The sequence below is a fragment of the Acinetobacter sp. SW-226 genome (assembly GCF_055632855.1).
In genome coordinates this window covers 3,674,819-3,698,507 of record NZ_CM145752.1, presented here as the reverse complement: position 1 = coordinate 3,698,507, position 23,689 = coordinate 3,674,819, and the positions used below count along the sequence as shown (strand labels likewise).

General features: G+C 37.8%; 23 protein-coding genes. 22 read left to right on the top strand and 1 reads right to left on the bottom strand.

All coding sequences use genetic code 11. From position 1 onward, the window contains the following. The first annotated feature begins 7 nt into the window (after positions 1-7). The 20 genes from ACZ8ZH_RS17515 (at position 8) to ACZ8ZH_RS17420 (ending at position 19,677) form a co-directional block, all read left to right on the top strand. Positions 8-1,180 carry a lipopolysaccharide biosynthesis protein gene (locus ACZ8ZH_RS17515; RefSeq protein ID WP_110974432.1) on the top strand — a complete coding sequence of 391 codons (1,173 nt, stop codon included), beginning with the start codon at positions 8-10 and terminating at the stop codon, positions 1,178-1,180. Then, a complete protein-coding gene (locus ACZ8ZH_RS17510; protein ID WP_119064499.1) occupies positions 1,180-1,767 on the top strand; it encodes an acyltransferase in 588 nt (195 codons plus the stop codon). Before ACZ8ZH_RS17515 ends, ACZ8ZH_RS17510 begins: the two co-directional genes overlap by 1 nt. A gap of 106 nt (positions 1,768-1,873) precedes the next feature. Continuing rightward, on the top strand, positions 1,874-2,425 hold the full coding sequence (locus ACZ8ZH_RS17505; protein ID WP_086210714.1) for an acyltransferase: 552 nt from the start codon (positions 1,874-1,876) through the stop codon (positions 2,423-2,425). A gap of 15 nt (positions 2,426-2,440) precedes the next feature. Then, entirely contained in the window at positions 2,441-3,562 is a 1,122-nt protein-coding gene (locus ACZ8ZH_RS17500; RefSeq protein WP_470247792.1) for a glycosyltransferase, read from the top strand. Next, positions 3,559-4,650: a glycosyltransferase gene (locus ACZ8ZH_RS17495; RefSeq protein ID WP_119064496.1), complete on the top strand. Its 1,092-nt coding sequence runs from the start codon at positions 3,559-3,561 to the stop codon at positions 4,648-4,650. The genes ACZ8ZH_RS17500 and ACZ8ZH_RS17495 overlap by 4 nt, the downstream gene beginning before the upstream one ends. Next, positions 4,650-5,786: a glycosyltransferase family 4 protein gene (locus ACZ8ZH_RS17490; RefSeq protein WP_119064494.1), complete on the top strand. Its 1,137-nt coding sequence runs from the start codon at positions 4,650-4,652 to the stop codon at positions 5,784-5,786. Before ACZ8ZH_RS17495 ends, ACZ8ZH_RS17490 begins: the two co-directional genes overlap by 1 nt. Positions 5,787-5,788: 2 nt before the next feature. Next, positions 5,789-6,388 (top strand): sugar transferase, encoded by a 600-nt coding sequence (locus ACZ8ZH_RS17485; RefSeq protein ID WP_086210710.1) that lies wholly within the window; start codon positions 5,789-5,791, stop codon positions 6,386-6,388. Further along, entirely contained in the window at positions 6,381-7,037 is a 657-nt protein-coding gene (locus ACZ8ZH_RS17480) for a NeuD/PglB/VioB family sugar acetyltransferase (protein WP_119064492.1), read from the top strand. Before ACZ8ZH_RS17485 ends, ACZ8ZH_RS17480 begins: the two co-directional genes overlap by 8 nt. Before the next feature lie 18 nt (positions 7,038-7,055). After that, entirely contained in the window at positions 7,056-8,231 is a 1,176-nt protein-coding gene (locus ACZ8ZH_RS17475; RefSeq protein ID WP_119064490.1) for a DegT/DnrJ/EryC1/StrS family aminotransferase, read from the top strand. A gap of 57 nt (positions 8,232-8,288) precedes the next feature. Then, on the top strand, positions 8,289-10,154 hold the full coding sequence (locus ACZ8ZH_RS17470; protein ID WP_119064488.1) for a polysaccharide biosynthesis protein: 1,866 nt from the start codon (positions 8,289-8,291) through the stop codon (positions 10,152-10,154). A gap of 182 nt (positions 10,155-10,336) precedes the next feature. Next, positions 10,337-11,419 (top strand): dTDP-glucose 4,6-dehydratase, encoded by a 1,083-nt coding sequence (gene rfbB, locus ACZ8ZH_RS17465; RefSeq protein WP_119064486.1) that lies wholly within the window; start codon positions 10,337-10,339, stop codon positions 11,417-11,419. Between the two features lie 13 nt (positions 11,420-11,432). Next, positions 11,433-12,341, top strand: a complete 909-nt coding sequence (gene rfbD, locus ACZ8ZH_RS17460; RefSeq protein WP_119064484.1) for a dTDP-4-dehydrorhamnose reductase — start codon at positions 11,433-11,435, stop codon at positions 12,339-12,341. Next, positions 12,338-13,228, top strand: a complete 891-nt coding sequence (gene rfbA, locus ACZ8ZH_RS17455; RefSeq protein WP_042891498.1) for a glucose-1-phosphate thymidylyltransferase RfbA — start codon at positions 12,338-12,340, stop codon at positions 13,226-13,228. Before rfbD ends, rfbA begins: the two co-directional genes overlap by 4 nt. Positions 13,229-13,269: 41 nt before the next feature. Next, positions 13,270-13,845 carry a dTDP-4-dehydrorhamnose 3,5-epimerase gene (gene rfbC, locus ACZ8ZH_RS17450; RefSeq protein WP_034698014.1) on the top strand — a complete coding sequence of 192 codons (576 nt, stop codon included), beginning with the start codon at positions 13,270-13,272 and terminating at the stop codon, positions 13,843-13,845. 53 nt (positions 13,846-13,898) lie between these two features. Then, entirely contained in the window at positions 13,899-15,188 is a 1,290-nt protein-coding gene (locus ACZ8ZH_RS17445; protein WP_228199448.1) for an oligosaccharide flippase family protein, read from the top strand. Between the two features lie 5 nt (positions 15,189-15,193). Further along, complete coding sequence (locus tag ACZ8ZH_RS17440) at positions 15,194-15,865, top strand: glycosyltransferase family A protein (protein ID WP_470247791.1); 672 nt, start codon at positions 15,194-15,196, stop codon at positions 15,863-15,865. 204 nt (positions 15,866-16,069) lie between these two features. After that, positions 16,070-17,041 (top strand): glycosyltransferase family 32 protein, encoded by a 972-nt coding sequence (locus ACZ8ZH_RS17435; protein ID WP_162900299.1) that lies wholly within the window; start codon positions 16,070-16,072, stop codon positions 17,039-17,041. Next, positions 17,038-18,024, top strand: coding sequence for an EpsG family protein (locus tag ACZ8ZH_RS17430; RefSeq protein ID WP_119064478.1), 987 nt, complete (start codon positions 17,038-17,040; stop codon positions 18,022-18,024). The genes ACZ8ZH_RS17435 and ACZ8ZH_RS17430 overlap by 4 nt, the downstream gene beginning before the upstream one ends. Next, positions 18,021-18,914, top strand: a complete 894-nt coding sequence (locus tag ACZ8ZH_RS17425; RefSeq protein WP_119064476.1) for a glycosyltransferase family 2 protein — start codon at positions 18,021-18,023, stop codon at positions 18,912-18,914. Before ACZ8ZH_RS17430 ends, ACZ8ZH_RS17425 begins: the two co-directional genes overlap by 4 nt. Before the next feature lie 16 nt (positions 18,915-18,930). Beyond that, positions 18,931-19,677 (top strand): glycosyltransferase family 2 protein, encoded by a 747-nt coding sequence (locus ACZ8ZH_RS17420; protein ID WP_119064474.1) that lies wholly within the window; start codon positions 18,931-18,933, stop codon positions 19,675-19,677. Between the two features lie 71 nt (positions 19,678-19,748). Here ACZ8ZH_RS17420 and ACZ8ZH_RS17415 read toward each other — a convergent pair whose 3' ends face one another. Further along, positions 19,749-20,546 (bottom strand): glycosyltransferase family 2 protein, encoded by a 798-nt coding sequence (locus tag ACZ8ZH_RS17415; protein WP_042891510.1) that lies wholly within the window; start codon positions 20,544-20,546, stop codon positions 19,749-19,751. Between the two features lie 765 nt (positions 20,547-21,311). On the opposite strand from ACZ8ZH_RS17415, the gene ACZ8ZH_RS17410 reads away from it, so the two are divergent. Together ACZ8ZH_RS17410 and galU are read left to right on the top strand one after the other, a co-directional pair. Next, positions 21,312-22,676, top strand: coding sequence for an undecaprenyl-phosphate glucose phosphotransferase (locus tag ACZ8ZH_RS17410; RefSeq protein ID WP_042891512.1), 1,365 nt, complete (start codon positions 21,312-21,314; stop codon positions 22,674-22,676). Positions 22,677-22,802: 126 nt separating this feature from the next. After that, complete coding sequence (galU, locus tag ACZ8ZH_RS17405) at positions 22,803-23,678, top strand: UTP--glucose-1-phosphate uridylyltransferase GalU (RefSeq protein ID WP_042891514.1); 876 nt, start codon at positions 22,803-22,805, stop codon at positions 23,676-23,678. Positions 23,679-23,689 lie beyond the last annotated feature (11 nt).

Below are 23,689 nucleotides of genomic sequence, written 5' to 3'. Positions count from 1 at the left end.
GGTTGACATGATTGCGCGCCTGTTCGCCAAATACCAGTCGATTGGTTTAATCACCAGCAGTTTATTAGTGGGTGCGATAATGACATTTATCGCCCTGCCTTTTTTAACGCGTTTATATTCGGTTCAAGACTTTGGTGAATATGGTATTGCTTTAGCCATCGTTAGTGTCTTATCGACGGTAGCGAATTTGCGTTTGGACCAAGCGCAATTGGTGGCCGAACAACAGCATCAAAAAAGTCTGATTTTCGAAGGTGCGATTTTTGCCACCATTATTTCCTTGCTTTCGGCAGGTGTTTTGAGTTGCTTTTTTGATGGAGCAATGGTTGGGGCAATTTGTAGTGGAATACTTGCCAATACTTTGATTCAAAGCCTTTATAACTATAAGTTTTCAGTACATGCCGAATATTTTTGTGCAGGGCTGAATATTTTTAGAAGCCTGATTGTGGTGGTGGTGCAGTTAAGTTTACCTTTATGGATGAGCATTGGCCTGGTGAGTAGTTATGCGGTCAGTTCAGTGATCATGCTTATGATTGTGGTGCTTTATATTCTAAAAAATCAACTCTATAGCGTGAGTTGGCAGGCATTTAAGCATTATAAAGATTTTATCTATAGCAATACACCACATGCACTTTTAAATAGTTTTTCACATAACTTGCCATACTATGTGGTTTCACATTTTGTCGGGGTGCAGGCAATGGGTTTTTACGCCATTGTTGAACGTACGCTCCGTGTCCCAATTAACCTAATGTCGCAAACCCTTCGCCAATTTTTTATTCGCAAATTTAAACATGCACACACCAATCGTCAGGCTTTGCATAGCAGTGTGATTTTAAGCCTGATTTCGCTGCCATTTTTTGCAGTATTTTTTGTATTACCTGAAAGTGTTTATTTGTGGGCTTTTGGCCATGAGTGGGTCGGTATTTCAACCTATTTCCAAATTTTGGCATTGGGCTATTGGGCGGTCTTTTGTAATCCGCCCAGTTCAGCTTATCTGATTGCGAAACGAAACAGCCAAGTTTTGTTTAGACTGCAAATTGTGGAATTGATTTTAAAGTTCATTTTGTTTGCTGGGCTCTATGTCATGATGAATGATAAAATTTATATGCTTTTGGCTGTTCCTGTAGCACTCATTTTTTATAATTTTTCCATTTTATATGTGGTGTGGAGAGCAAAATTGTGATGTTTTTTAAAACTTTGAAGTTGCTCAACTGGTTCTCTGCACAGTGCCGTAAAGCGCTGTATAACATGGCGTTTTCAAGTCGGTTCAAATATTTTGGGAAGCGGACTAAGCTCGATATTAGCGGTGTCGTGAGTATCGGGGAAAATGTCTATATTGGCGATGATGTCACGATTATTGTGGAAAAGGGCGCCACGCTTTGTATTGGTGATCACAGTTTTATTGGTGAAAGCTGTTATATCAAGTGTTTTGGTGGCAAGGTTGAAATTGGACAGAATGTCAGTATCAACTCCAAATCTTTTCTCAATGGCTGTGGTGGTCTAAGCATTGGGGATAATACCCGGATTGGCACGCAAAGTATTATGATCGCCAGTAACCATAAGTTTGATGATCCTGAGGTTTTGGTCAAAGACCAAATTACTAAACAGGGGATTCAAATTGGTGAAAATATTTGGTTTGGTGCTCGAGTAACCGTGCTTGATGGTGTCAATATTGCCAATAATGTGGTCGTGGGCGCCTGCTCATTGGTGAGTAAAAGTATTCCCGAGGCGGGGGTTTACGTGGGAACACCTGCAAAAAAAATAAAATAAAACTCTGTTGGACAGAGCATATCCGTGTTGCACAATTGAGAGTAAAATAGCCCGTTGCAGTACTTTTGTTGCACATTTATCTATTTATCTTGGGTCTTTTTGATACATGGCATTGATTCGGTCAATTTTCAACACAGTGTTTGATTTAGCCTATTTTATGTTCAAGGGCAGTATTGCTTATGCGCGTAAAAAAGGGGTGACTATCGGTGAGCATTGTCGAATTTATATCAAGAGCTGGGGCTCTGAACCTTTTCTGATTCATCTAGGGAATCACGTTACAGTCACCTCAGGCGTTAAGTTTATTACGCATGATGGTAGTACCTGCCTTGTTTATGATGCGCAAGGCAAGCGTTATCAACGTTTTGCCCCTATTCATGTGGGTTCTCATGTTTTTATTGGGGTCAATAGCATTATTATGCCGGGGGTCACGATTGGTTCAAATGTGGTGATTGGCGCAGGTTCAGTGGTGACTAAAGATATTCCTGATAATAGTGTAGCAATTGGAGTACCTGCCAAAGTGGTGAGCAGTTTTGATGACTTTCAAGCCAAAATTAAAACCACTTGTGCCAGTGACTCTGAGCTTGCAGGGATTCAGGACTATACTCAACGTGTGCAGCGTGCGATTGAGCTTCAAGCACAAAAACAATCTCAGCTTTAGCTTTAAGTGGATTTTATGATGTTGAATAAAGTGATGTTCTTTTTACCAACACTGGGTGGTGGAGGGGCTGAGCGAACCGTCATCCAGCTGGCCAATAGCTTTGCTGAGCAAGGTATTCAGGTGGATTTGGCTGTATGTAATATACAGGGTGAAAAGGGAAAATTACGTCCTGAGGTCAGCCCTAAAATCCAACTGCTTGATTTGAACTGTGGGCGAGTGGTGAATGCTTTGATGCCACTAAAACAACAATTAAAAACAGGGCAGTACCTTGCAGTCGTTGCCACCCAAACCCATAGCAATATCATTTGTGCCTTTGCCAAGAAACTGGCAAGAGTCAAAACCAAATTAATCTTCCGTGAAGTGTCGACACCTTCGAAAAATATGAAGTTGCAAGGTTTTGCCAAGTTTGTCTTGAAAAGCCTCGTGAACTATAGCTATCCGATGGCGGACCGAGTGGTTTGTGTATCCAATGGGGTGTTAGAGGATTTTCGCAAATACTATGGCTATCAACAGCCTAATTTAGTCACCATTTACAACCCTGTGATTGATGACAGTTATTTTACTAAACTTCAAGCACCTGTAACGCATCGTTTTTTTGAGCCTAATCTTAAAGTCATCATGGCGGTTGGACGTTTAACGGAAGCAAAGAACTTTGCTAATTTAATCCGTGCTTTTGCTAGGTTACATCAACAGCAGCCCAATACCCGTTTGATCATTTTGGGTGAAGGTGAGTTGCGTCAGGAACTGGAACATTTACGTGCTGACTTGGGTCTACACGATGTTGTGGATTTACCCGGTTTTGATGCCAATCCTTATGCTTATTTTAAATATGCTGAACTGTTTGTGCTGAGTTCAAATTGGGAAGGTTTGCCAGGTGTGCTGATTCAGGCGCTAGCTTCAAAAATTAAAGTGGTGAGTACCGATTGTCCAAGTGGCCCGATGGAAATTTTGGATAATGCCAAATTCGGCTTATTGGTGCCTTGCGATGATGCACCTGCATTAGCAGAGGCTATGCAGCAAGCGCTTTGTGCAGACGGTGTGCAATATACTGCGACTGAATTTGAACAGCACTGTCAGCAGTTCCATAAAGATACGGTATTGCAACGCTATGCTCAGATGATGGGGTTGGCAGTATGAACAAACCTGTGGTTGTACATGTGATTACCAACTTCGCAGGTGTGGGTGGCGCTGAAATGATGCTGTCCCGTTTGGTTGCGCAAACGCAGGCAGAGTATGAACACATTATTATCTCATTAATGCATGTATCCAATGTTTATGCCGAAACCTTGAAGCTGTGCTCTTCACACTACAGTTTAAATTGGAAGGGTATAAACAGTTTTAGTGTCATGCTTAAACTCAGAACACTACTGCAACAGATTCAACCGAATGTGGTACAAGGTTGGATGTACCATGCCAATGCGATGACCAGTCTAAGTCTGTTGGGCATGCAACAAAAACCACCTGTTTTTTGGGGGGTTCATCATTCACTGGCATCACCTAAAGAAGAGTCGCTGAGTACCAAAGTGGCATTAAACCTCAGCAAGCTTTTCTCTCAGCAGCCGAAAGGCATTGTGTATTGTGCGCATTCATCCCTTGAGCAACATCAAGCGTTTGGTTTTAACAATGCAAATCAGCAGGTGATTGCCAATGGTGTTGCCTTAGATCAGTTTCTAGTAAATGAGCAATTGCATGAACCGATCACAATTGGTTTTGCAGGGCGCTACCATACAGCTAAAGGGTATGCATATTTATTGCAAGTGATTGCTGCTCTCAAAGATCAGCCGATTATTTTTAAAATTGCGGGAAGTGGTGCCAATTTAGCCACCCCTGAAATCAAACAAGCCTTTGCTGAGCATCAGTTAGATCCACAAAAAGTACAGCTCTTCGATCAGGTTTCGGATATGCCAGCTTTTTATCAATCGTTGGATGCTTTTTTGATGACTTCGATTACGGAAGGTTTTCCCAATGTTTTGGTCGAAGCGATGGCATCAGGTTTACCCTGCATCACGACGGATGTTGGGGATGCTAAATATATTGTAGAAGAGAAAGGTTGGGTGGTTGCGCCACGCGATGTAGCAGGGTTGAAAGCGGCGATTTTAGACTATGTAAAATTGTCACAGGCTGATAAGCGCAGTTTAAAGCAACAAACACGGGCGCGGGTAGAGCAGAACTTTAGTATTCAGCACGTAAGCCAGCAATACATGACGGTATGGGGACAAGGTTGATGAAATTTTTGATGATCAGTAGTTATCTACCGTCTGTACTGAACTTTCGCGGTAAATTGTTAGAGGCGATTCATGCTCAGGGTTTAGAAATACATGTCTTAGCGCCTGATTTACACGACTATCCTGATGAGTTGAATAAACTGCAGCAATTGGGTTATCAGGTACATACGCTGCCCATGCAACGTACAGGAACCAACCCAATCCAAGACCTCAAAACCTTAAAAGCGATGTATCAGCTGATTCGCCAAATTCAGCCTGATTATGTGCTGTCTTATACTATCAAACCGGTGATTTATGGCACATTGGCTGCAAGCCTGGCAAAAGTGCCCCATCGTTTTGCATTGATTACGGGTTTGGGGTATGCCTTTCAAAATGCGGAATCGGGTCAACGCAGTATTTTTCAAAAAATGGTGCATGGTCTGTATGCGCAAGCGCTCAAGCATGCACACAAAGTCTTTTTTCAAAATCCCGACGACTTAAAATTATTTCAAAGTATGCAACTCCTATCACCTCAAAAACCGACGGTGGTGGTGAATGGTTCTGGGGTGAATGTGCAGGATTTTGCAGTACTGGATTTACCTAAAAATGAACATGGCCAAGCAAAGGTTTCTTTCTTGCTGATTGCTCGTTTATTGGGGGATAAGGGGGTGCGAGAATATGCAGAAGCGGCTCGCATCATCAAAGCAAAGCATCCAGAAGTCGAGTTTCATTTGGTGGGTTGGATTGATGAAAATCCTGCTGCGATTGCGCAAGCTGAACTAGATGCTTGGGTGGCAGAGAAAGTCGTCAATTATTGGGGTAAACTCAGTGATGTACGACCTGCTATTGCAGCCAGTTCGGTCTATGTCTTGCCATCTTATCGTGAGGGTACACCTCGCACCGTACTTGAGGCGATGGCGATGGGTCGCGCCATTATCACTACGGATGCCCCAGGTTGCCGAGAAACAGTGATCCATGGTCAGAACGGGTATTTGGTGCCAGTGAAGTCAGTTGAAGAATTGGTGCACGCCATGCAAACTTTTATAGATGACCCGCAACTGATGGTACAGATGGGGCAACGTTCGCGTGAAATCGCTTTAGAGAAATATGATGTCCATCAAGTGAATGCCCACATGATGTCCGAGATGGGAGTTTAAGCATGCTGAAACGAATTTTAGATGTCGCGATCGCCTCAACTGCTTTGGTGCTGCTATCTCCTGTCTATGCGTTGGTGGCGTATAAAGTAAAAAAGAATTTGGGTTCTCCTGTACTTTTTCGCCAAACCCGCCCGGGTTTACATGGGCAACCGTTTGAAATGATTAAGTTTCGTAGCATGAAAGATGCACTGGATACAGCAGGCAATCCGCTACCCGATAGTGAGCGTTTAACGCCCTTTGGTAAAATGCTCCGCGCCACCAGTTTGGATGAAATGCCAGAGCTATGGAATGTGATTAAAGGGGACATGAGTATCGTGGGACCACGCCCGTTGTTGATGGAATATTTGCCTTTATATAATAGCGAGCAAGCCAAACGCCATGATGTGCGCCCCGGTATTACGGGCTATGCGCAGGTGAATGGACGTAATGCCATTTCATGGGAAAAGAAGTTTGAACTCGATACATGGTATGTCAACAATCAGTCCTTGTGGCTCGACTTTAAAATCATGCTGAAAACCGTCAAAAAAGTGCTCGCGAAAGATGATATTAGTGCCGAAGGTGATGTCACGATGCATAAATTCACAGGCAGCAAACATGACTAAGCTGTATGCCGTATATGGTGCTTCGGGGTGTGGACGTAGTTTGATGCCAGTAGCACGTCAACAATTAGCACGTCAGCAAGAGCCTGCTGAAATTGTGTTTATTGATGATGCCTTGACTGAAATTACGATAGTGAATGGTCATCGTGCCATGAACTACCCACAATTTAAAGCGGAGCCTGTATCTTTCAAAGCGATACTGATTGCAATTGCCAACAGTCAAGTCCGTGAAAAAATTGCGCTGAAACTGGAGCAAGATGGTCTTCCATTGTGGTCAGTGCAGGCAGATAATACGTTGCTGATGGATACGGTAGAACTTGGCGCAGGTGCTGCGTTGAGTCCTTTTGTCGCGATTACATCCAATATTAAAATTGGCAAATGTTTTCATGCCAACTTATATAGTTATGTCGAGCATGATTGTGTGATTGGTGATTTCGTCACGTTTGCACCGAGCGTAAAATGCAACGGTAATATTCATATAGAAGACCATGTTTATATTGGTGCAGGTGCCGTGATTAAACAAGGCACACCTGCACAACCTTTGGTAATTGGTCGTGGTGCTGTGGTGGGTATGGGCGCTGTGGTGACCAAAAGCGTACCTGCGGGCGTAACAGTGGTGGGAAATCCTGCCCGTATACTGACCAGTAAATGATAAATTTAGGAAAAACTCATGTTAAACACTGCATTTGAACCGTGGCCAAGTTTCACCTCAGCTGAAGCAGATGCGGTGTCAAAGGTCCTTTTATCCAATAAAGTCAATTATTGGACAGGACAAGAGTGCCGTGAGTTTGAAAAAGAATTTGCAGCATTTGCACAGACGCAGTATGCCGTCGCTGTAGCGAATGGCACAGTTGCACTGGATTTGGCCTTAAAAGCCCTTGGCATTGGCACAGGCGATGATGTGATCGTCACTTCACGGACATTTCTTGCATCTGCCAGTTCAATTGTGACAGCAGGGGCTAATCCTGTTTTTGCCGATGTTGAATTGGATTCACAGAATATTTCACGCCGTACCATTGAAGCTGTGCTTACTCCGAAAACCAAAGCCATTATTTGTGTGCATTTGGCGGGTTGGATGTGTGATATGGATCCGATCATGCAGTTGGCTGAGGAAAAAGGGATTTGGGTCATTGAGGATTGTGCTCAAGCCCATGGTGCATTCTATAAAGGTCAATCCGCAGGTTCAATCGGGCATATTGGCGCATGGTCATTTTGCCAAGACAAGATCATGACCACGGGTGGTGAAGGCGGTATGGTCACCACCAATGATGAAAATTTATGGAAAAAAATGTGGTCATATAAAGATCACGGTAAAAACTTTGACAGCATTTATAACAAACAGCACCCGCCCGGCTTTCGTTGGTTACATGACAGCTTTGGCACCAACTGGCGCATGATGGAAATGCAGGCTGTTATCGGACGCTTACAACTCCAAAAAATGCCAGAATGGACGCAAGTGCGTAATGCGCATATGCGTCGCGTTTTAGCAAGTTTTGAAAATAACCCCTATTTTACTGTGCCAATGCCACCTGCGAATTATGTTCATGCGGCATATAAGGCTTATGTACACGTGAATACAGCACAATTGCCGGAAGCTTGGTCGCGCGATCGCATTATGGCGGAAATTAATGCGCTGGGTGTACCATGCTTTAGTGGTTCATGTTCAGAAGTGTATTTAGAAAAAGCCTTCGATGGAACGCCGTGGCGTCCTGAGCAACGACTGGTTAATGCTAAAAGCTTGGGAGAAAGCAGTTTAATGTTCTTGGTGCATCCGACTTTGTCCGACAGCAATATGCAAAAAACGGTGGATGGTATCCAACAGGTGATCTCACAAATCTCCATGTGAAACAGCGTATAATTTGTTATGCAACTTTTTGCCTTTATCTAAACCATTGAGCCCATCGTGAAAGACATTATCCGAGTCATTGCATCTTTGCCGCGCCGTCAAAAACAAGCTGTGTTAGTGGTCATGGATATCTGTGTTTTGCCTTTGATGATGTGGCTGGTTTATGCCATTCGACTAGCCAAACCCAATGTTCCCGTGATGGAAGGCTTAGATTTCTGGTATCTGTATGTAGGTGTTTTTGGTGTTGCAATTTTTGCCTTACTCGGCATTTATAGCGCGATTGTACGCTCCTTCAATGAAGACTATTTGCTACGGATCTCGATTGCGACATTTATTCAAATTGTTGGGTTATATGCAGTTAAGAAACTTGGTTTAGCCTTTATTCCTATGAGCATTCCGCTCATGTACGGCTTTGTGCTGTTTTCTTGGATGTGGTGGAGCCGTGCTGTGATTCGCTATGCCACACTGCGTACTTTTGTGAAAAAGCAAAACCGTAAGCGTGTCGCGATTTATGGTGCAGGACTTGCGGGGCAACAAATTGCGGCCGCATTATATCGCTCGGATGACTATTTGCCCGTCTGTTTTATTGATGATAAAGCTTCGCTACAAGGGCAGTCTTTAAGCGGACTAAAAATCTTTTCACCGAAAAAGGCGCTCGGAGCATTTCGTAAGTTTCACATCGAAGAAATATTACTGGCTATGCCATCTGTAAGTCGTGCACGTAAAAAAGCAATTATTGAGTCTTTTGAACCGTCTAATGTCAAAATTATGGAACTGCCTGGTGTCACCCAACTGGTAGGTGGCCGCGTTCAAGTCTCTGACATCAGAGAAGTCGACATTATTGACTTACTAGGACGTGATCCAGTACCACCAAAGTTAGCGCTTTTAGAAAAAAATATTAAAAATAAAGTGGTGATGGTAACTGGTGCAGGTGGATCAATTGGTTCAGAACTTTGCCGTCAGATCGTGAAGCATCAACCAAAATGCCTTGTTTTATTTGAAATGTCTGAATTTGCACTGTATTCCATTGATCGCGAATTACAAAACGCAGGTGTAGAAGTAGTGCCTATACTAGGTTCTGTGACTCACCAAATAAAATTGGAACGTATATTGCAACAGCATGCTGTGCAAACGGTTTACCATGCAGCAGCTTATAAGCATGTGCCCTTGGTTGAGGCCAACCCGTTTGAAGGGATCTATAATACTTCAATTGGTACGGCCCGTAGTGTTGATGCCGCTGTGGCTCAAGGGGTAGAAACTTTTGTCTTGATTTCTACGGACAAAGCTGTACGCCCAACCAATGTTATGGGTGCATCGAAACGGATGGCAGAATTGTATTGCCAAGGTTTAGCTGCCACAAAACCGCAAACACAAATCAGTATAGTGCGTTTTGGTAATGTATTAGGTTCATCAGGTTCTGTCGTTCCTTTGTTTAAAAAACAGATTGAAAAAGGTGGACCTGTTACAGTAACGCATCCTGAGGTGACTCGTTATTTTATGACCATTCCTGAGGCTGCGCAGCTAGTGATTCAGGCGGGGGCAATGGGAACAGGCGGAGATGTTTTTCTACTGGATATGGGTGAACCCGTTAAAATTGTTGATTTGGCTAAACAGATGATTCGTCTAAGTGGGTTTAAACCTATGGATGAAAAAGGTCTAGGTGATATTGCACTTCAGTTTACTGGACTGCGTCCAGGTGAAAAACTATATGAAGAGCTACTCATCGAATCTGAAAATGTTAGCAAAACTGACCATGAACGAATTTTAAAATCGTATGAGCATTTTTATTTTTTTGATCAAATTAACAGCGTATTTTTGCAGTTATCTGATTTATCTGAACAAGGAGATAATCAGGCAAAAATTAAAAATATCTTACAAACCTATGTAGAGGGTTACAAAACCAAAGATTTGCACAAGAATTGATATATTTTATTGATGTTAATTTGATAAAGCCTAACGTGTTCAATTAAACTATTTATACAATTCATTCACATATTTTGAATAAAATACTGAAATAGTTTTAGAATAAAAGACACATCTTATTTATCTATAAACGACCTAAAATTATTTTGCTATCAATCAATTTAAATTAAGAGCAGGAAAATATGAAATTATTGGTAACAGGCGGTGCTGGTTTTATTGGTTCAGCAGTCGTTCGCCATATTATTCAAAATACACCCCATCAGGTACTCAATGTCGATAAACTCACTTATGCGGGTAATTTAGAATCGTTGGCATTGGTTGAAAATAATGAGCGTTATCAATTTTCCCAAACTGATATTTGTGATCGCATTGCATTAGATCAATTATTTGAAAGTTTTCAACCAGATGCTGTGATGCATTTGGCTGCTGAATCGCATGTTGACCGTTCAATTACAGGCCCTGCTGCATTTGTTGAAACCAATATTATTGGAACATACCAGTTGTTGGAGGCTGCTCGTCATTATTGGAACGGTTTAAGCGAAGATAAAAAGCAAGCATTTCGTTTCCACCACATTTCAACGGATGAGGTTTATGGTGACTTAGAAGGTACAGATGACTTGTTCCTTGAGACAACACCGTATGCTCCAAGTTCACCATATTCAGCAAGTAAGGCTAGTTCAGATCATTTGGTTCGTGCATGGCACCGAACCTATGGTTTACCTGTCGTTTTAACCAATTGCTCTAACAATTATGGCCCTTATCATTTCCCAGAAAAGCTGATTCCATTAATTATTTTGAATGCCCTCAATGGCAAAGCATTACCTGTATATGGCAATGGACATCAAATTCGTGATTGGCTATTTGTAGAAGACCATGCACGTGCTTTATATAAAGTGGTTACTGAGGCTGCTGTTGGTGAAACTTATAATATTGGCGGTCATAACGAACAAAAGAATATTGATGTTGTTAAAGCCATTTGCACATTGTTAGAAGAACTTGCACCAAATAAACCCAATGGTGTGACTCGTTATGAAGACTTGATTACTTATGTGACAGATCGCCCTGGTCACGATTTACGCTATGCAATTGATGCAAGCAAAATTCAAAAAGACCTTGGTTGGGTGCCTGAAGAAAGTTTTGAAACGGGTTTAAGAAAAACCGTTGAGTGGTATTTGAATAACCAAGCGTGGGTTCAACATATCCAAAGTGGTGAATATCAAAATTGGATCAATCAACAGTATCAGGTTGCAGAAGAAACAAATTAAGTTGCGTAATACTATGAAAATACTGTTGTTAGGAAAAAATGGCCAAGTGGGGTGGGAGTTACAGCGTGCACTCCAACCACTTGGAGAGGTGATTGCTTTAGATCGTCAAACAAACCCTGAGGGTTGGTGTGGTGATGTTGCAAACTTTGCAGAAATCTCAAAAGCCTTTGAACAAATTCGCCCAGATATTGTTGTGAATGCAACCGCTTATACCGCTGTAGATAAGGCTGAATCTGATGCTGAACAGGCACATCTTATCAATGCTTTAGCGGTTAAACATTTGGCTGAGGAATGTCAAAAGCATAGTGCATTGTTGATTCATTATTCAACAGACTATGTGTTTGATGGCACAGGTGTTTTGGCATGGAAAGAGGATGACCAAACTGCCCCAGTTAATTTGTATGGTCAAACTAAACGAGACGGTGAGCTTGCTTTAGAGCAAAGCGGAGTTTCATTTCTAAATTTCCGTACCTGTTGGGTCTATGCGGCGCGAGGAAATAATTTCATTAAGACCATGCTCAAATTGGCGCAAATGAAAGAAGAGCTGAATATCATCCAAGATCAAGTTGGTGTACCTACTGGGGCAGCACTGATTGCAGATGTCACGGCTCAAGCTATTCGCTATTATACTTTACAGTCGGATGAACAAAAAATACTGCTGCACGGTCATTACCATTTAGCGCCTACAGGCGAAACAACATGGTATGACTATGCTCAATTTGTGTTTGCGCAGGCACGTGAACATAATCAACCGTTGATCTTAAAACAAGTGAATCCCATAGAAACACAAGCTTACCCAACACCAGCAAAGCGCCCTTTAAATTCACGTTTAAATACAGATAAGTTACAACAAAATTTTAAATTACACCTGCCACATTGGCAGCAAGGTGTAGCACAAGTATTAGAGGAACTTCTTCCATGAGTCAAATAAAACGCAAAGGCATTATTCTTGCGGGTGGGTCAGGCACACGTTTGTATCCAATTACTATGGGAACGTCAAAACAGTTACTCCCAATTTATGATAAGCCTATGATTTATTATCCTTTGTCAGTTCTGATGCTGGCAGGGATTAATGAAATTTTGATTATTTCGACACCAGAAGATTTACCTAATTTTGAAAAACTTTTAGGTACAGGTGAAGAGCTCGGAATTAAACTTTCTTATAAAGTCCAACCTTCACCAGATGGTCTTGCTCAAGCCTTTATTTTAGGGGAAGAGTTTATTGGTGAGGATAATGTTTGTCTGATATTGGGCGATAACATTTTCTATGGTCAACACTTTAGTGATCAACTCAAACGTGCTGCGTCACAAGTTAGTGGTGCAACAGTCTTTGGTTATTATGTAAATGATCCTGAACGTTTTGGTGTGGTTGACTTTGATGCGGAAGGAAAGGCTCTCAGTATTGAAGAAAAGCCTGAACAACCAAAATCAAACTACGCGGTGACGGGATTATATTTCTATGACAACAAAGTCGTTGAAATTGCTAAAAATATTCAGCCATCGCACCGTGGTGAGTTGGAAATTACGGATGTAAATAACCTTTATTTACAGCAAAATGAGTTGAATGTTGAAGTGCTTGGTCGTGGTTTTGCGTGGTTAGACACAGGTACGCATGACTCATTGCTCGAAGCAAGTCAGTTTGTACAAACCATTGAACACCGTCAGGGTTTGAAAGTGGCGAGTTTGGAAGAAATTTCTTTCAACAATGGATGGATCAATGCCGATCAGCTCAAAGCGCGTGGCGAGTTCTTTAAAAAGACAGGTTATGGTCAGTACTTGCTGAAACTATATAAAGAGCGTCAAGCATAAATATAGTGCTATAAAAAACTAGATAAAACTGAGTGATACGAATGAATATTATTGAAACAAAAATTAATGGCCTACTTATACTTGAACCACGCGTGTTTGGAGATGACCGTGGTTGGTTTATGGAAAGCTTTAACCAAAAAAACTTTGAACAAGCTTTAACAGAGCGCGGTCTTGAGGTTCCAAATTTTGTTCAGGATAATCATTCGTATTCTCAAAAAGGTGTACTGAGAGGGTTGCATTACCAACTGAATCCACATGCTCAGGGCAAATTGGTACGTGTAGTACAAGGCCGTGCTTGGGATGTGGCTGTTGATATTCGCCAAGGTTCTCCTACATTTGGTCAATGGGTCGGTGTAGAACTTACTGGCGAAAACCATAAGCAGTTCTGGATTCCAGCAGGTTTTGCACACGGTTTCGTGGCTCTTGAGGATAATACGCAGTTCTTATATAAAACAACGAACTATTACTCTAAAGAATGTGAGTGCTCTATTGTTTGGGATGATGAAACCATTAACATTGAATGGCCAATTGAGCATGGACTTGAGCTGAAATTAACAGATAAAGATAAATACGCATTGAGTTTAAAGCAGGCTATATTAGAAAATAAAATTTTTTAATCTAGCTAGATGAAATATTGTATAGAAATTAAGTCGGTACAAAATTATAAACCATGAAACTATTTTCTTTATTAAAAGGCCGGCTTTTTTCTAATTCGCTTTGGATGATATCTGAAAAAATTATCTCAATCTTTGGGCTAATCTTTGTGACATCATTTGTTGCTAAATATATAGGTCCTGAAAATTTTGGGAAGCTTACATTTGCTGGATCTTTGTTTGCAATTGTCCAAACAATTTCTCTTTTTGGCTCTGAAAGTGTTATTTTCCAAAAAACAAGTAAAGATCCCAAAATGGGGATTAAAATTATTGCAGCCACAAGGATTATACGGAATATATTATTCTTAATAAGTAGCTCGATATTACTAACATACTTATATTTTTCTGTTGATTTACTTACTTTTATTTTTTCAGTTGCGTCTTGTATTGCGGTATTCTTTTCATTACATGATGTTTTTAATATATATTTCAATGCTGTCTTAGAGTCAAAAATAAATGCATTTTGTAACGTCATCGGTATTATCATATCTTTGATTTTGCGCTATATCATCGCGGTACTAGAATTAAATGTAGAATATTTGGTAATACCAATTATTGCTGTTGCGCTTATTCCTTTTCTTCTCCGAAGAGTAATATTTTATAAGCGAGTAAAACAAAAGAATGTTTTGCTCGACTCTAAAGATAAAAGATACAGATCTTATATGATGCATGTGGGATCTAAACTAGTTTTTTATAGTTTATCGGTAGCAATTTTTACTAAAACCTCGCAAATATTTTTAGGTTTAAAGTCGGCTTACGATTTAGGTATTTACACTGTAGCGGCCACACTGGGAACAAGTTTTTATTTTGTACTGGTTGCTCTAATCTCTTCTTTTATGACAGATATTTATCAAGAAAAGTCATTGGAAGAGTCTCAAAAGAAAGTTGCTCGATTAAATGCATTGGTCATATTTATTAGCATAGGTGCATTTGTCTTTTTCTTGCTCTTTGGGCAGTGGATTATCAAAGTATTGTATGGCGAACAGTTTCAACAGGCGGCACAGATCATCTTGTGGATGGTCGTTGTTTGTTTATTTTCTGGTTTATCAACAGTTGCTGAAAAGTACTTATTAAAATTCAATGCTTATTCATATCTACAAAAGAAAACAAACGTTTTGGTTGTATTTAATATTGTGCTGGCATTTTTAATCATTCAAGCATACGGAGTATATGGCGCCGTATTTGCCATACTTGTTACTGAAATTCTTTCGACTACTGTTTTTAATTATTTCTTTAAAAACAATATCATTTTTGATACCCATAGACGAATTTTCCTCAGTTCAACCTATAAGAAAGCAGGTGCATAGTGAAGTTGAGTTTAATTGTACCTGTTTATAAGGTACAAGATTACATAGAGGAGTGTCTTTTAAGCATAGTAAGACAGCTCCCAAGTGATGTTGAAGTTATTATTATAAATGACGGCTCTCCTGATGATTCGATGTGCATAGTCGAGCAGGTTCTTAGAGGCCTTTCTGAAAATCAGCAAAAACAGTTCGTCATACTTAATCAATCAAATCAAGGACAGAGTGTCGCAAGGAATAATGCAATCAAAATTGCGAAGGGAAGATATATAGGCTTTCTTGATTCCGATGACTATATTGCAGATAATTACTTTGAAACAATTTTGACTCATATTGAACAACAGCCAAACGTAGATTTATTTAGTTTCTCAGCGATTCATTTTGAAGATGTTAGCAATAAACAACTAGGAATATTAGGGGATCAATTACCAGAAGGCTTGTTTAAGAATGATCATATTTTTTTAAAAAAGTATTTGAAGAGTGCTCATGGCAATCTTGGAGTCGGATTGTTAAAGCAGAAATCATGCAAAAGAATCTTTTTCCTGAAAACATCCTGCTTGAAGATGTACAAGTCTTTTCGAAGATATATCTTGAAGATATTACTATATACCACATTAACAAATCATTGGTGCACTATAGACAAAGAACGACAAGTTCAGTTGCGAAGGCAAATCAGAAACTAATTGATGGCTACAAAAAAGCTATTTTGTTTTTGGAAAAGTACGATAACAGTAAAGCTGATATTGTAAAATTAAGCTTAGTAAAGCTTAAAGTTGATTACCTAGTACACTGCTTTACATTCTATGGAGTAAATGCATTTTTTAAAGAAATGATTAAATATCATGCTTTTACAGATCGAAAAGTACTTTTTCCAGTGATATATACCATTGGGCGCCATATTAGCAAGTTGGTTAAATTATAGTCGTATGTTCATAAAACTAATTAAAGATATTTTTTTCTTTCTTAAAGCTTTAATCCGCTTCATTTTTGGTATGCCTAAAATTGAGGAAAAATGGATTTTCCCAATTAGCATGACAACGCCCGAACAAACTAAAGAGAACATTGTCCCAAAAATTATCTGGATGTATTGGGATGGAAATAAAGGAAATGCTTTAGTCGATTTATGTATATCAAACACTAAAACAGTATGTAATGACTTTGATGTTAGGGTTTTAAATAATCAGACTATTTCAGCGTATATTGAATTACCAGTATTTAATGAGGAACTTCCTATCGCTGTCAAAGCGGATTATATTCGACTTGCACTGTTGAAAAAATATGGAGGCATATGGATGGATGCTAGTATTTTTTTAACAGAAAACTTAAATTGGGTTTTAGAAAAGATCTCAAATAACTCGACTTTTGTTTTTTATTCAGACCATTGTACAACTGATTATACAAACCCAATTGTTGAGAATTGGTTTATAGCAACAACAAAAGATAATGAATTTATTAATGATTGGTTTGCTGAGTTTCAAAAATGTATTTTTGACAGTAATCCTACTCAATATTATAAAAATTATGCTCAAGATCGAGATGTTATACAAAACATACCAAATACAGATTATTTGATGTGCTATATAGCGGCAGCAATTATTCGAAAAAGGAAAAATTATAATGTAGTCACTTTGAATTCAGGGTCTCAAGGGCATTACTATAATTATGTTTTATATTCGAATGGATTTTTTATTGCCAAAAAATTATTAAGTGCTAATAAGATAAGCGTATTTATACCTAGGCTGATTAAGTTCACATCTGAAACTAGGTCAGTCGTAGAAAAAGATATTCGGCTAAAGAAATATAATCCAGAGAGTTTGCTGGGTGTTGGTATTAAAGAGCAAGCAGGAGGATTAGGATGAACTCTATTTTGATTAAAAAAACTAGTTTTGTTTTTTTCTTTATATTATTGATTTTATTTTATATTTCGTTATGTGTTGCAAATAAACCAGATAATCTTGATAATGATTATTATGTTTATTTTAATGCATTTAATACAAATGAAAGCAAGGAAATTACATATTATATAGTTACTCAAGTTTGTAAATACTTTGGTCTTGCGTTTTCCTACCTTCTGTTTTTTTACTGTTTTGTTAGCTTGGTTATTAAGTATAAACTATTTGTTGATGTATTTTATCGTAAGAGTATTTTAACATTTATTTTTGTTATTATAATGTATATGACCTGCTTTTTTCCTTTATGGGAAGTAACACAGATTAGGATGAGTGTTGCAATTGGCATATTTATGTATGCAATCTTTTGTGTGAAATCTGAAAGAAATAAATATTTGCTCTTGATATTATCTTTACTGTTTCATAATAGTATGTTTGTTTTAATAGGTTTTTATTTAATAATAAATTTCTTATATAAGTATAAGTGGTTGGCTTTAGTTGTTTCTTTAGTTTATATATATGTCTGCGGTTTTGTAATTGGCCTGACTGATTATGATGTATATAGTTCTTCCAGTTGGGGTGAGTCATATAATATTTTTTCATTTAAAAATTTCTATATATTTTTAACTAATTCAATTTTGCTTTATATTTTGATTAAAAATAAGTCAACGGAAATTTTCTTTAAAGACACATATAATTTAGTTATTTTAAATTTTATGCTTTTTGTATTTTGTATATATATTGGGATTTATTACCCAAGTGTGGCAATTCGATTCTCCGATTTGTTATTATTCAATACAATTTTTGCTTTAGCATGTTTTTCAAATGTTTCCTTTTTGCGTGCATACAAGGTAATAACTGCACTTATTTTAATACCCTTCTACTTAAATATATTTTTCTTTGGGTCAGATCCAATGTTTGATTTTGATTTATTTTTAGGACTATTTATATGAAAAAAACTACTAATGTTGGTGTGGTCGTTATATCTTTTAATCCTGAAATTGAAAACCTAAAAAATCTTGTTAATCAACTGCTGATTTATAAAAATATTTCAGTATATGTCGTTGATAATGCATCTTCATTCAATGTAGATGTTGGAATTCAAGATGAAAGATTAAAACTAATTAAACTTAAAGAAAACACTGGAATAGCAAAAGCGCAGAATGAAGGAATTGAGCATGCGCTAGCAGACCAAGTAGAATATGTCTTGTTTTTTGATCAGGATAGCACTATTCCAGATAACTACTTAAATGATCTTTTAGATGATTATATAAGCTTGCAGAATCAAGGTATAAAAGTTGGTGCAATTGGACCAAGATTTATAGATGAACGTTTTGGATTTTATTATAAAACAGTAAATATGTCGAAACATGGCTTTCGAGATAAAATGGATACATCCAATATAACGGAACCATTACATTCTAGTTTACTGATATCTTCTGGCTCTCTAATTGCTATTGATACATTGAAAGTCGTAGGCAATATGAGAGAAAACTATTTTATTGATTATGTAGATACTGAATGGTGTATTCGTGCAGAAGCTATGGGTTACAAAAACTACGTTTCATCTAAAGCAGTTATGAAGCATGCTATTGGTGATAATATATTAAAGTTTAAATATTTTAATGTGCCTGTGCACTCGCCTTTTAGACGTTACTATCGTGTTAGAAATGCATTTTACATGGCAAAAGAAAGCCACGTACCAACTTTGTTAGTGCTACGGGAAATGTTATTTAACTTTATTCATCAAGCCATACTTGTCACATTTGAAAAGCAAAAAATGAGCTATATAAAATCATATTTTAGAGCTATTCGTGATGGTATTTTATACTGGGTAAAATAATTTTTGGAATTATGAAATGTCTAAAAAAGTTTCTTTTGTAATATTAACTTGGAAACGTGCAAATATGTTAAAAATTTGCGTTCCAAAACTTATTGAATCTATTCAGAATAAAAATGATTGTGAGATCATTATTTTTGATAATGCTTCAAATGATGATACTGAAGCCTTGTTGAAAGACCTTGTTTCAGAATTTTCATCTCAGATTGATATTAAATATTATATTTCTGACAAAAATTTACGTTTACTTGCTTATAAAAAGTTATTCAAAATGGCGACGGGAGATATTGTCATTGAGGTTGATGATGATGTTTTGGCATATCCTACTGCCGTTGATCAAGTTTTTATAAAATACTTTGACAATTTTAAGAATTTTGGATTTTTAGCGCTCGACGTTATTCAAAATGAACATACAAATGGTTCTAAACCTGAGTCACATCATTATACCGATGTCACCGTCAATGGTTTGACTGTAGAGAGTGGACCGACAGGTGGCTGGTGTGCTGGATTTAGGGCCAAGGATTTTAAGAAAATTTCTTGGTTGTTTAACATGATGCCTTTGACTATGAAGTCTGGCGAAGATGGAGCCTTGCAACACTTATTTAAGCTTTTTGGTAAAAAATCGGGCATTATTAAAGACCAAAAATGTTTTCATGCATCGGGTTCGTTTTATTCAAAACAGTTTGATCAATTAGAGCGTGATGTAGAAAAATATCAAGCAGCAGGGCTTGATAACTTTGTTCAGGACTATACGCAAAATAAATAATATATTCTTGAAGAAATAAAGCATTGATTAAATATGGATCAATGCTTTATTTTAATTGATAAGGTTGTGGGTTAATCAAACTGCTGTAAGCATGTCTGATTCATTTTGTTTCGCCCTGTATCAAAAAACCACCCCCATTTATTAAAATATTGATAAGCACTTTTTAGATGGGCTTTTAATAAAGTTTTGTTCTTATGCGAGCCTTGTTCATGGAAGTGTGTAACATGAATAGAAGGGCAGTAAATCGTCCCAAATTTTTCTGCACATCGTCTAGAAAGATCGACATCTTCCATATACATAAAGAAGCGTTCGTCAAAACCACCAAGCGCTAGTAATTTCTCACTGGAAAATAACATAAAGCATCCAATGAGATTTGGGGCAAATATTGGTTTTTCTATAGAATATGTCTTGAGTAGATATTGTTGATCAAGTTTTTCTGCAAGAGCTGGAGAGAAACGACGAGCAAATAAATTCATAGGTGTAGGGAGTAGGCGTGCTCCATGTTGATCTACGCCATCGCCTTTAAAGATACGCGGTAAGTACATACCAGCATCATTTTGAGATGCAAAATCTAGCAACTTCTCAAATTGTTGAGATTCAAACTCGATATCTGGGTTACAAATCAAGAAAAAATCACTTTCTGTTGCATATTGTTGTATTGCAATATTATGACCATAACCAAAACCAAAATTACCCGCAGTTTTGATATAAACTATTTTTTCATGAGAAAAACTACCAGCCCAATTGCTTGCGTCATTATCAACTAGAATTATTTTTTGTATAGAATTTGTGTTTAATAGAGAGTCTAATGTGGGTTTTAATTCTTCATAAGAATGTTTATAAATTACTATAGATGCAAAAACTTTCATGGCACTCGATGGCTTTTTATTGGTTAATCATGGGGTGTACTTGTTTAAACTACAGCAGACCTTTTCTGAGGTAATATACATTATGTGTTAATCTCTGCAACTGTTTGTGATTGCATTCTTCTTCCATTGTACCTTCCATAATGACCAATAGCCATAGTCGTTGCTGTCCTACTCTTGTAACTTTACTTTTTTAAAATTGATGAAATGTATGAATTATGGTTTTGACTGTATCTTGCACATACTAGTGAAAACCAAAAACTGTTAAATTTTTGTAATGTTATGGGGAATGATGTTTACTCGTCTTTGACTAAGTCTTTGTCCAAAAGAGTTTTTGGTATAAAATACAGCACAGGACGCAAGTTTTGATAAGCTTGTTGACTTATGAGTCGATAGGGCTAACTTTAGTTCTTTTGGTGGGTTTCTGATAGTAATCAACCGAAAGAGTTGTCGAGTCTAATGTTTACTTGAGAAGACGTTAGCCCATAATGACTGAAACCGAAAATAAAAGCTAAGCAGAGGAAATGTATAAATAATTTTTTATTTTAAAATAAATTATATTCCAAGAGCTTGGTTTAAATTAGTTTGAACGATTAATTGATATTTTTAATACAATTTATTATAGGTGAAAATTGAATTATTAGTATTACTTCTAAATAAAATAAGGTCAGAATAGTTTTATCTGTGGGTTATTTTAACCTAACTATTCTTAAAGAGTAGATAGGTTTATCTTTCATTAAGCCTGCGCAACAATATTATAGGCAAAAAATGGCTTCAAGGTTACACGCATCATATGTGTCAATATTACAACGTTTTTGTGATGTTGTAGCAATTTATTTGGGCTTTTATTTTATTTCTAAAATAAATAATATTCCTGTAGATAATAGAACGCTTTTAATGTTTTTAAGTGTGGTTAGTTTATTTCAGCTCATTGGTGGCTTGACTGATTTTTATCGCTCATGGCGTGGCGTTAGCCTATTTAATGAATTAATTTTTTGTCTTAAAAATATTCTATTAAGTGTTGTTTTGGTGAGCCCAGTTCTTTTTCTTTTAGGGAAAATAAATCTACAGATTGTTATATCTTACTTTATTTGTGTCGTTTTTATTATGTCTGCGCTGCGCGTTTTTATTCGATTGGCATATGCATTATTTTTTAAATATTTTATTCGCGCAAATGATGTCCTGATATTGGGTAATACAGACAAAGCGTTGAAGCTTTTTCAAGACTTAAAGCACTCAGAGTGGACAGGTTTTAACCCAATAGGTGTGTTTTCATTTAGACAGGACTATGACCGTTTTGTTTATTCTGGCGGACTTGATGAGGCGATGGAGATTGTTCACAAACAAAAAATTAATAAGGTTTATGTGGTGATCAATCAAGATAATATTGAACAAGCTGATCAAGTTATTAAGTCTTTAGCAGATACTACATGTTCAACAGTCATTATTCCTGAGTTGTTCTCGCATGACTTTTTATACTCGCGTGTTGAAGATATTAATGGTACGCCGATCATTCCAATTATAGATACTCGTTTAACAGGTATTAATACTTTACTGAAGCGCATTGAAGATATTTGTTTTGCACTGGTTATTTTATTGTTGATTTCTCCAATTTTAATTGGTATTTCAATTGCTATTAAATTGACATCTAAAGGTCCAGTTTTCTTTAAGCAGACGCGTTATGGTTTAAATGGAAAGCCGATCTTAGTTTACAAATTTAGAAGTATGAATGTCATGGAAAATGGAACAAAAGTGACTCAGGCCATTAAAAATGACCCCCGGTTAACCCCAATAGGTGGCTTTTTAAGACGGACATCTTTAGATGAACTACCGCAATTTTTTAACGTTTTATTAGGCAGTATGTCTGTTGTAGGTCCGCGTCCACATGCAGCAGCGCACAATGAAGAATATCGCAAACTAATCACGGGCTATATGCTTAGACATAAAGTGAAGCCTGGTATTACGGGCTTAGCACAGATTCGTGGGTGGCGTGGAGAAACAGATACTCTGGATAAGATGGAAAAGCGTGTTGAATGTGACTTGGAATACATCCGAACTTGGAGTCTTCTATTGGATATTAAAATTATATTTTTAACGGTGTTTAAGGGTTTCATTAATAAAGCTGCATATTAAATATTTGTGTTTTCAATATTTGATACGTTTATACAAACTTTGGGTTATTTGCACTATTTTTAAACATTTTGAAATAAAAAATAGTGTAGTGTTAATAAATAATTTTTTGATGCAAAAGTGTGTTTTATGATTAAAAAAGCGATTCTTCCTGTGGCTGGACTAGGTACCCGATTCTTGCCTGCAAGTAAAGCGATTCCTAAAGAAATGGTTACTGTGGTAGACCGCCCAGCAATTGAGTATGTCATCAAAGAAGCAGTAGCTGCTGGGATCGAGCAAATCATTTTAGTCACACATTCATCGAAAGCATCTATAGAAAACTACTTTGATCGTAACTTTGAATTAGAAACGACATTAGAACAAAAAAAGAAGTTTGATTTACTTAAAGAAATTACTGAGATTTTACCTGCAAGTGTAAGTGTTGTTAGTGTACGCCAACCACAACCTTTAGGGCTTGGCCATGCTGTTCTTTGTGCTAAATCTATTGTTGGTGATGATGATTTTGCTGTGCTCCTGCCTGATGTCTTGGTTAAAGATAGTGATACGCGTAACGATTTAAGCTTAATGATTGAGCGTTATACTAAGTCAAACGCAGCCCAAATTATGGTTGAAGCTGTCCCTGATAGTTTGGTTGATCAATATGGCATTGTCGATGTTGCTGAAATTCCTGCTGAAGGCGAAAGTTATGTCATGCAAGGAATTGTAGAGAAACCTGCAATAGGTACGGCTCCTTCTAATTTGTCAGTTGTTGGGCGTTATGTATTGCCTGCACAGATTATGACTTTATTAGAACAAACACCGAAAGGTGCTGGGAATGAAATTCAACTGACAGATGCGATTGCAATGCTACAGCAATCAAAGCCTGTTGAAGCATATCGCATGAAAGGACGAACGTTCGACTGTGGTAGCAAAATTGGCTATTTGAAAGCAGTTTTACATTATGGTGTTGACCATCCCAAGTTAGGTGATGAGTTTAAAGCACTGATTAAAGAGTTAGAGTTATAAAAAAAAGAGGG

What these genes read in the sequence shown, in the direction of transcription:
- ACZ8ZH_RS17490 (WP_119064494.1), top strand. Translation starts at nt 4,650, where the DNA reads ATGAAATTTTTGATGATCAGTAGTTATCTACCGTCTGTACTGAACTTT.
- ACZ8ZH_RS17510 (WP_119064499.1), top strand. Translation starts at nt 1,180, where the DNA reads ATGTTTTTTAAAACTTTGAAGTTGCTCAACTGGTTCTCTGCACAGTGC.
- ACZ8ZH_RS17480 (WP_119064492.1), top strand. Translation starts at nt 6,381, where the DNA reads ATGACTAAGCTGTATGCCGTATATGGTGCTTCGGGGTGTGGACGTAGT.
- rfbB (WP_119064486.1), top strand. Translation starts at nt 10,337, where the DNA reads ATGAAATTATTGGTAACAGGCGGTGCTGGTTTTATTGGTTCAGCAGTC.
- ACZ8ZH_RS17415 (WP_042891510.1), bottom strand. Translation starts at nt 20,546, where the DNA reads ATGAAAGTTTTTGCATCTATAGTAATTTATAAACATTCTTATGAAGAA.
- ACZ8ZH_RS17430 (WP_119064478.1), top strand. Translation starts at nt 17,038, where the DNA reads ATGAACTCTATTTTGATTAAAAAAACTAGTTTTGTTTTTTTCTTTATA.
- ACZ8ZH_RS17425 (WP_119064476.1), top strand. Translation starts at nt 18,021, where the DNA reads ATGAAAAAAACTACTAATGTTGGTGTGGTCGTTATATCTTTTAATCCT.
- ACZ8ZH_RS17500 (WP_470247792.1), top strand. Translation starts at nt 2,441, where the DNA reads ATGATGTTGAATAAAGTGATGTTCTTTTTACCAACACTGGGTGGTGGA.
- ACZ8ZH_RS17515 (WP_110974432.1), top strand. Translation starts at nt 8, where the DNA reads ATGATTGCGCGCCTGTTCGCCAAATACCAGTCGATTGGTTTAATCACC.
- ACZ8ZH_RS17475 (WP_119064490.1), top strand. Translation starts at nt 7,056, where the DNA reads ATGTTAAACACTGCATTTGAACCGTGGCCAAGTTTCACCTCAGCTGAA.
- ACZ8ZH_RS17410 (WP_042891512.1), top strand. Translation starts at nt 21,312, where the DNA reads ATGGCTTCAAGGTTACACGCATCATATGTGTCAATATTACAACGTTTT.
- galU (WP_042891514.1), top strand. Translation starts at nt 22,803, where the DNA reads ATGATTAAAAAAGCGATTCTTCCTGTGGCTGGACTAGGTACCCGATTC.
- ACZ8ZH_RS17420 (WP_119064474.1), top strand. Translation starts at nt 18,931, where the DNA reads ATGTCTAAAAAAGTTTCTTTTGTAATATTAACTTGGAAACGTGCAAAT.
- rfbA (WP_042891498.1), top strand. Translation starts at nt 12,338, where the DNA reads ATGAGTCAAATAAAACGCAAAGGCATTATTCTTGCGGGTGGGTCAGGC.
- ACZ8ZH_RS17495 (WP_119064496.1), top strand. Translation starts at nt 3,559, where the DNA reads ATGAACAAACCTGTGGTTGTACATGTGATTACCAACTTCGCAGGTGTG.
- rfbD (WP_119064484.1), top strand. Translation starts at nt 11,433, where the DNA reads ATGAAAATACTGTTGTTAGGAAAAAATGGCCAAGTGGGGTGGGAGTTA.
- ACZ8ZH_RS17445 (WP_228199448.1), top strand. Translation starts at nt 13,899, where the DNA reads ATGAAACTATTTTCTTTATTAAAAGGCCGGCTTTTTTCTAATTCGCTT.
- ACZ8ZH_RS17505 (WP_086210714.1), top strand. Translation starts at nt 1,874, where the DNA reads ATGGCATTGATTCGGTCAATTTTCAACACAGTGTTTGATTTAGCCTAT.
- rfbC (WP_034698014.1), top strand. Translation starts at nt 13,270, where the DNA reads ATGAATATTATTGAAACAAAAATTAATGGCCTACTTATACTTGAACCA.
- ACZ8ZH_RS17485 (WP_086210710.1), top strand. Translation starts at nt 5,789, where the DNA reads ATGCTGAAACGAATTTTAGATGTCGCGATCGCCTCAACTGCTTTGGTG.